This window comes from Herminiimonas fonticola, assembly GCF_040395855.1.
Taxonomy (GTDB): Bacteria; Pseudomonadota; Gammaproteobacteria; order Burkholderiales; family Burkholderiaceae_D; genus Oxalicibacterium; species Oxalicibacterium fonticola_A.
Genome location: NZ_JBEBPO010000133.1, coordinates 1 through 4,907, shown reverse-complemented (window position 1 = coordinate 4,907; position 4,907 = coordinate 1). Strand labels below are relative to the sequence as shown.

Annotated in this window: 6 protein-coding genes and 1 pseudogene; 4 read left to right on the top strand and 3 right to left on the bottom strand. The window is 54.1% G+C overall.

From position 1 onward, the window contains the following. Window positions 1-101: 101 nt before the first annotated feature. Window positions 102-878, bottom strand: a complete 777-nt coding sequence (locus ABWP27_RS12240; protein WP_353157229.1) for an enoyl-CoA hydratase — start codon at window positions 876-878, stop codon at window positions 102-104. A 49-nt stretch (window positions 879-927) separates the two neighbouring features. After that, a complete protein-coding gene (gene mltA, locus ABWP27_RS12235; RefSeq protein ID WP_353157226.1) occupies window positions 928-2,136 on the bottom strand; it encodes a murein transglycosylase A in 1,209 nt (402 codons plus the stop codon). A 14-nt stretch (window positions 2,137-2,150) separates the two neighbouring features. Between mltA and ABWP27_RS12230 the strand changes: the two genes are divergently transcribed. Further along, complete coding sequence (locus ABWP27_RS12230) at window positions 2,151-2,288, top strand: hypothetical protein (protein WP_353157223.1); 138 nt, start codon at window positions 2,151-2,153, stop codon at window positions 2,286-2,288. Between the two features lie 9 nt (window positions 2,289-2,297). On the opposite strand, the gene apaG is transcribed toward ABWP27_RS12230, so the two are convergent. Beyond that, on the bottom strand, window positions 2,298-2,672 hold the full coding sequence (gene apaG / locus ABWP27_RS12225; RefSeq protein ID WP_353157220.1) for a Co2+/Mg2+ efflux facilitator ApaG/CorD: 375 nt from the start codon (window positions 2,670-2,672) through the stop codon (window positions 2,298-2,300). Window positions 2,673-2,852: 180 nt separating this feature from the next. Here apaG and rpe point away from each other — a divergent pair, with 180 nt between their 5' ends. From rpe to ABWP27_RS12210, 3 genes and pseudogenes are all read left to right on the top strand, one after another. Beyond that, window positions 2,853-3,518, top strand: a complete 666-nt coding sequence (gene rpe / locus ABWP27_RS12220; RefSeq protein ID WP_353157217.1) for a ribulose-phosphate 3-epimerase — start codon at window positions 2,853-2,855, stop codon at window positions 3,516-3,518. Window positions 3,519-3,592: 74 nt separating this feature from the next. Further along, entirely contained in the window at window positions 3,593-4,222 is a 630-nt protein-coding gene (gene gph / locus ABWP27_RS12215) for a phosphoglycolate phosphatase (protein ID WP_502905349.1), read from the top strand. Between the two features lie 215 nt (window positions 4,223-4,437). Then, window positions 4,438-4,907: pseudogene (locus ABWP27_RS12210) on the top strand (anthranilate synthase component I); the annotation flags it as partial.

Sequence of the window (4,907 nt, the reverse complement as noted above, 5' to 3'; positions counted from 1 at the left end):
GGGAGCCGAACTATAGCAAGCACCCAAACCCTTTGCAACCCCTTTCGGGAAAATAGTTTATTTCTTTTTGAATTCTTCTCGAAGTCTTCCTGATCAAGACCTCAAACATTCTTGAATTTAGCTGCGCGCTTCTCGACAAATGCACGCATTCCTTCTTTCTGATCTTCTGTTGCGAAGGTGCTGTGAAAGAGTCTGCGCTCGAACTGCACGCCTTCAGCAAGCGTTGTTTCATAAGCACGATTGATGGATTCCTTGATCATCATGACCATAGGCAGCGACATATTGGCAATGACGGTTGCGGCAGCCAATGCCTCTTCCCGCAACTTGTCCGCAGCCACTACGCGCGACACCAAGCCGGCGCGCTCGGCTTCGGCCGCATCCATCATGCGCGCAGTCAAACACATATCCATCGCCTTTGATTTTGAAACCGAGCGTGGCAAACGCTGCGTACCGCCCGCACCAGGAATAATGCCGAGCTTGATTTCAGGCTGGCCGAATTTGGCCGTATCCGCCGCAATAATGAAGTCGCACATCATTGCCAACTCGCAGCCGCCGCCGAGCGCATAACCCGCCACCGCAGCAATGACAGGTTTGCGCACACTGCGGATTTGCTCCCAGTTGCGCGTAATGTAGTCGCCTTTATATACATCCATATAAGAGTAGCTCGCCATTGCACCGATATCGGCGCCAGCGGCAAAGGCCTTCTCGCTACCCGTAATGATCATGCAGCCGATATCGTCATTTGCGTCAAACGACAGCAAAGCCTGTCCCAGCTCATCCATCAATTTGTCATTGAGCGCATTCAGTGCCGCCGGCCGGTTAAGGGTGATGAGACCGACCTTGCCGTGAATTTCGACCAGGATGTTTTCATATTGCATGGCTGACTCCCATATACGGATAGGTATTGGACAACGACATAAGTCGGATTTACTTTGGCAGCAACACCCACATCGCGCCGCGCTGCTTCATGCGGCCCGCCTGCTCACCGGCCTGGGCGCCAAAGCCCCAGAAGTAATCGGCACGAACCGCATTCTTGATCGCACTGCCGGTATCCTGCGCCAATACAAGTCGTTGCAAAGGCACATTGCTGTTGGGCTGCGTGGTCGAAAGAAAAACTGGCGCGCCCAAGGGAATGTATTGCGGATCGACTGCGATCGAGCGTTGCGGCGTCAAAGGCACACCGAGCGCGCCTTTCGGTCCGACATTGGGATCCGTCACTTTTTCTTCGCGAAAGAAAACGTAGCTTGGATTGGCATTCAATAATTCCTGCTGCCGCTTAGGATTGGCTCTCACCCAGGCCTTGATCCCTTGCGCAGACGCCTGGTCCAGCGTCAACTCGCCTTTGTCGATCAGATAACGGCCTATCGATTTGTACGGCTGTCCATTCTGGTCGGCGTAGGCCAGCCGCACGATTTCCCTGCCGTCATCCAGTTGCACGCGCCCCGAACCCTGCACTTGCAGGAAGAATGCATCGATCGCATCATCCACCCACAGGATTTCCTTGCCGGCCAACGCGTTCGACTTGTTCAGTTCGGCACGCGACGGATAAGCCACCACCTTGTTGCCGACCAGACGACCCCGCACACGCTGACCTTTCAGTTCGGGAAAAACGCTTGCCAGCTCGATCGTCAGAATATCGTCCGGAGCGCCATGCAAAGGCGTTTGATACTTGCCTCCGCGTTTACGCGCGCCCTGCAGCAAGGGTTCGTAATAACCGGTGACCGTGCCGCTCAATGAGCCATCCGGATTCGCTACGCGATAAGGCACGAAATAATTTTCAAAAAATTTGCGCGTCGCATTGTCATCCGTCACATCGACATTTGCGCCAGCCACGCACGCTTCCTTCCAGTCTGGACGCCGGACCAATACCGCACAGGATGACAAAAAAGCCGGCAAGGCTTCGCGCTGATCATCTGCCTTCCAGCCTGGCAAAGCAGCAAAGGTAACCGGACGCAAGGCAGAATTGATTTCAGTTCTTGGCAAGCCGGGCAAGTCAACTGGCGGCGTAACAGGCTTGGCAGGCGTAAGCGGGGCTGCCGGCTCTGATGGTGCCGCCGGCGGCTGCCTGGGAGTGGTAGAACAGGAAACCAGACCGCACAATATGGATGCGAGTAAACTAAGGCGTATGAAAGACATGGGAGTGATTTGCAATGTGGCTATTATTTGTTGAAGCAGGAATCGCACTGGGCCTGTTGATTTTTATCGTCTGGTGGACCATGTTCTCGGGCCAGAAGCCCAGGAATCCACCGGCACAGAAGGCCCCACCAAAGGACAATGCGACCGAGTAAACGTTCGGTTTAATGCAAAGTGCGTGGCAGGGACAGGACGAATTCAGGAATTTTCGCCTCGAATTGCTCCCCGTCTTCCGCCACGCAGAAATATTCGCCAGTCATCGACCCTTGCGGCGTGGCCATCGAGGTACCGCTAGTGTATTCAAACTGTTCGCCCGGCTGCAGCAAGGGCTGATTGCCAACCACACCCAGACCGCGCACTTCTTCAATATGGTTATTGGCGTCGGTAATGACCCAATGGCGTGAAATAAGTTGCGCCGCTACCTGCCCGGTATTCTTGATGGTGATTGCGTACGCGAATACATAATTGGAGTGCGCCGGATCGGATTGCTCTTCCAGGTACTGCGTATTGACGGTCACGGTAAATTCGTAGGATGCCATTTGATTCCTCTTGTGCCTGCTGCTTTATTCAAAGTACGCAGTTAATTCTTTCACATCATAGCGCGTCCAAGTACTCACTATATAGATGAAGCAAACCTCTAGCGGCAAAATTCAATGCCTGCGGAGCGCACGCTGAAAGCCACAGGGTAAAATAGCGGCTTCATTTACAAAGTCACGACCATGGCCAACTATCGCATCGCCCCCAGCATTCTGTCCGCCGATTTCGCCCGTCTTGGCGAAGAAGTCCGCAATGTCGTCGCCTCCGGCGCCGACATCATCCACTTCGACGTCATGGATAACCATTACGTTCCAAACCTGACGATAGGCCCACTGGTCTGCGAAGCGATACGCCCGCATGTGCAAGTGCCGATCGACGTGCACCTGATGGTCAAGCCGGTGGATCGCATTGTCCCCGATTTTGCCAAAGCCGGCGCCAACATCATCACCTTCCATCCGGAAGCCTCCGAGCATGTCGATCGTACGCTGCAACTGATACGCAACAACGGCTGCAAAGCCGGCCTGGTATTCAATCCCGCCACACCGCTGCATTATCTGGAACACGTGATGGACAAGATCGACATCATTCTGCTGATGTCGGTCAACCCCGGCTTCGGCGGTCAATCCTTCATTCCGCACACGCTGCAAAAAATCGCCGCCGTGCGCAAATTGATCGATGAATCCGGTCGCGACATCATGCTGGAAGTCGATGGCGGCATCAAAGTCGACAATATCGCTGAAGCCGCACGCGCCGGCGCCGATACCTTTGTCGCCGGCTCTGCCATTTTCGGCAAGCCAGACTACAAAGCCGTCATCGACGCGATGCGCAGCGAACTGGCAAAGGTATAAATTTGTCTTCCAGCGTAGTTGAAAATCAAGTGTTGCACGGTATACGCGGTGTCATCGTCGATCTCGATGGCACCATGTTGCATACCGCCCAGGATTTGCACATCACGATTAATCGCATGCGCGCCGACCTGGGTCTGGGGCCGCTCACACTAGAAACTGCGATCAGCTTCGTCGGCAAGGGCGCAGAAAATCTGGTGCGCCTAAGCATAGGCGTGGACTTTTCCGCCAGCGAAGTCGAATTGCGATTCAAGGAAGCACTCGCCTTGTTCGAAAAACATTATTTCGACGTCAACGGCGAGTTCGCCACCGCTTATCCGGATGTACACGAAGGCTTGCAAGCCATGCGAGATAAAGGTTTGCGCATGGCCTGCGTCACCAACAAGCCGATGGCATTCACCTTGCCATTGATGGAAAAAACCGGCTTGCGCGATTATTTTGAAATCGTTTACGGCGGCGATTCATTTGAGAAAAAGAAACCCGATCCTATGCAGCTATTGCAAGTCTGCACAGATTTTGGATTGAAACCGTCGGAAGTCGTGGCAATCGGCGACTCCATCAACGACTCGCAGGCGGCACGCGCGGCGGGCTGCAAGGTTCTCAACGTACCTTACGGCTACAACCACGGGCAGGCTATACAAGACGTCGATACCGATGGTATAGTTTCTTCGCTGCTAGACGCAGCGCATCTTATTTCACCAACATAAATCATCATGTCTCTCGACAAAAAACGACTCACGACACCAGGCGCGCATGAGGCCTGGCTATGGCGAGGCTGGCAAATCTGGCGCTGAACGCCACTTGCCGTTGATCGTCCGCACGTTTTTGCATTTCCTGCACTCCCGCGCGATCAGCAACGTTTTTTGAACTACTTATCAAAGTACCAAACCGCTCGTCTACAATAGCGGTCCGGAGAGAACCCATGACTGAACTCGAATTCAAATCGCTGGCCACGCAAGGCTATAACCGCATTCCACTGGTCGCCGAAGCATTCGCCGATCTGGAAACACCGCTTTCGCTCTACCTCAAACTGGCGCAAACCCAGAATGGCGGCAAAAATACCTTTTTGCTGGAATCCGTCGTTGGTGGCGAACGCTTTGGCCGTTATTCTTTCATTGGCCTGCCTGCCAACACCTTGATGCGCAGCTTCGGCAACCGTGTTGAAGTCGTGCGCAATGGCGCCATCGTGGAAACCTTTGAAGGCAATCCGCTGGATTTCATCGCGGAATTCCAGGCACGTTATAAAGTTGCGATCCTGCCAGGCATGCCGCGCTTTTGCGGCGGTCTCGCCGGCTACTTTGGCTACGACACCGTACGTCACGTTGAAAAGCGCCTCGCGCATACAACACCAAAAGACGATCTCGGCCTGCCGGAAATCCAGTTGCTGCTGAC

Bases quoted from the DNA above. Each gene is read 5' to 3' on its own strand.
- rpe (WP_353157217.1), top strand. From the start codon at position 2,853: ATGGCCAACTATCGCATCGCCCCCAGCATTCTGTCCGCCGATTTCGCC.
- mltA (WP_353157226.1), bottom strand. From the start codon at position 2,136: ATGTCTTTCATACGCCTTAGTTTACTCGCATCCATATTGTGCGGTCTG.
- ABWP27_RS12230 (WP_353157223.1), top strand. From the start codon at position 2,151: ATGTGGCTATTATTTGTTGAAGCAGGAATCGCACTGGGCCTGTTGATT.
- ABWP27_RS12240 (WP_353157229.1), bottom strand. From the start codon at position 878: ATGCAATATGAAAACATCCTGGTCGAAATTCACGGCAAGGTCGGTCTC.
- gph (WP_502905349.1), top strand. From the start codon at position 3,593: ATGTTGCATACCGCCCAGGATTTGCACATCACGATTAATCGCATGCGC.
- apaG (WP_353157220.1), bottom strand. From the start codon at position 2,672: ATGGCATCCTACGAATTTACCGTGACCGTCAATACGCAGTACCTGGAA.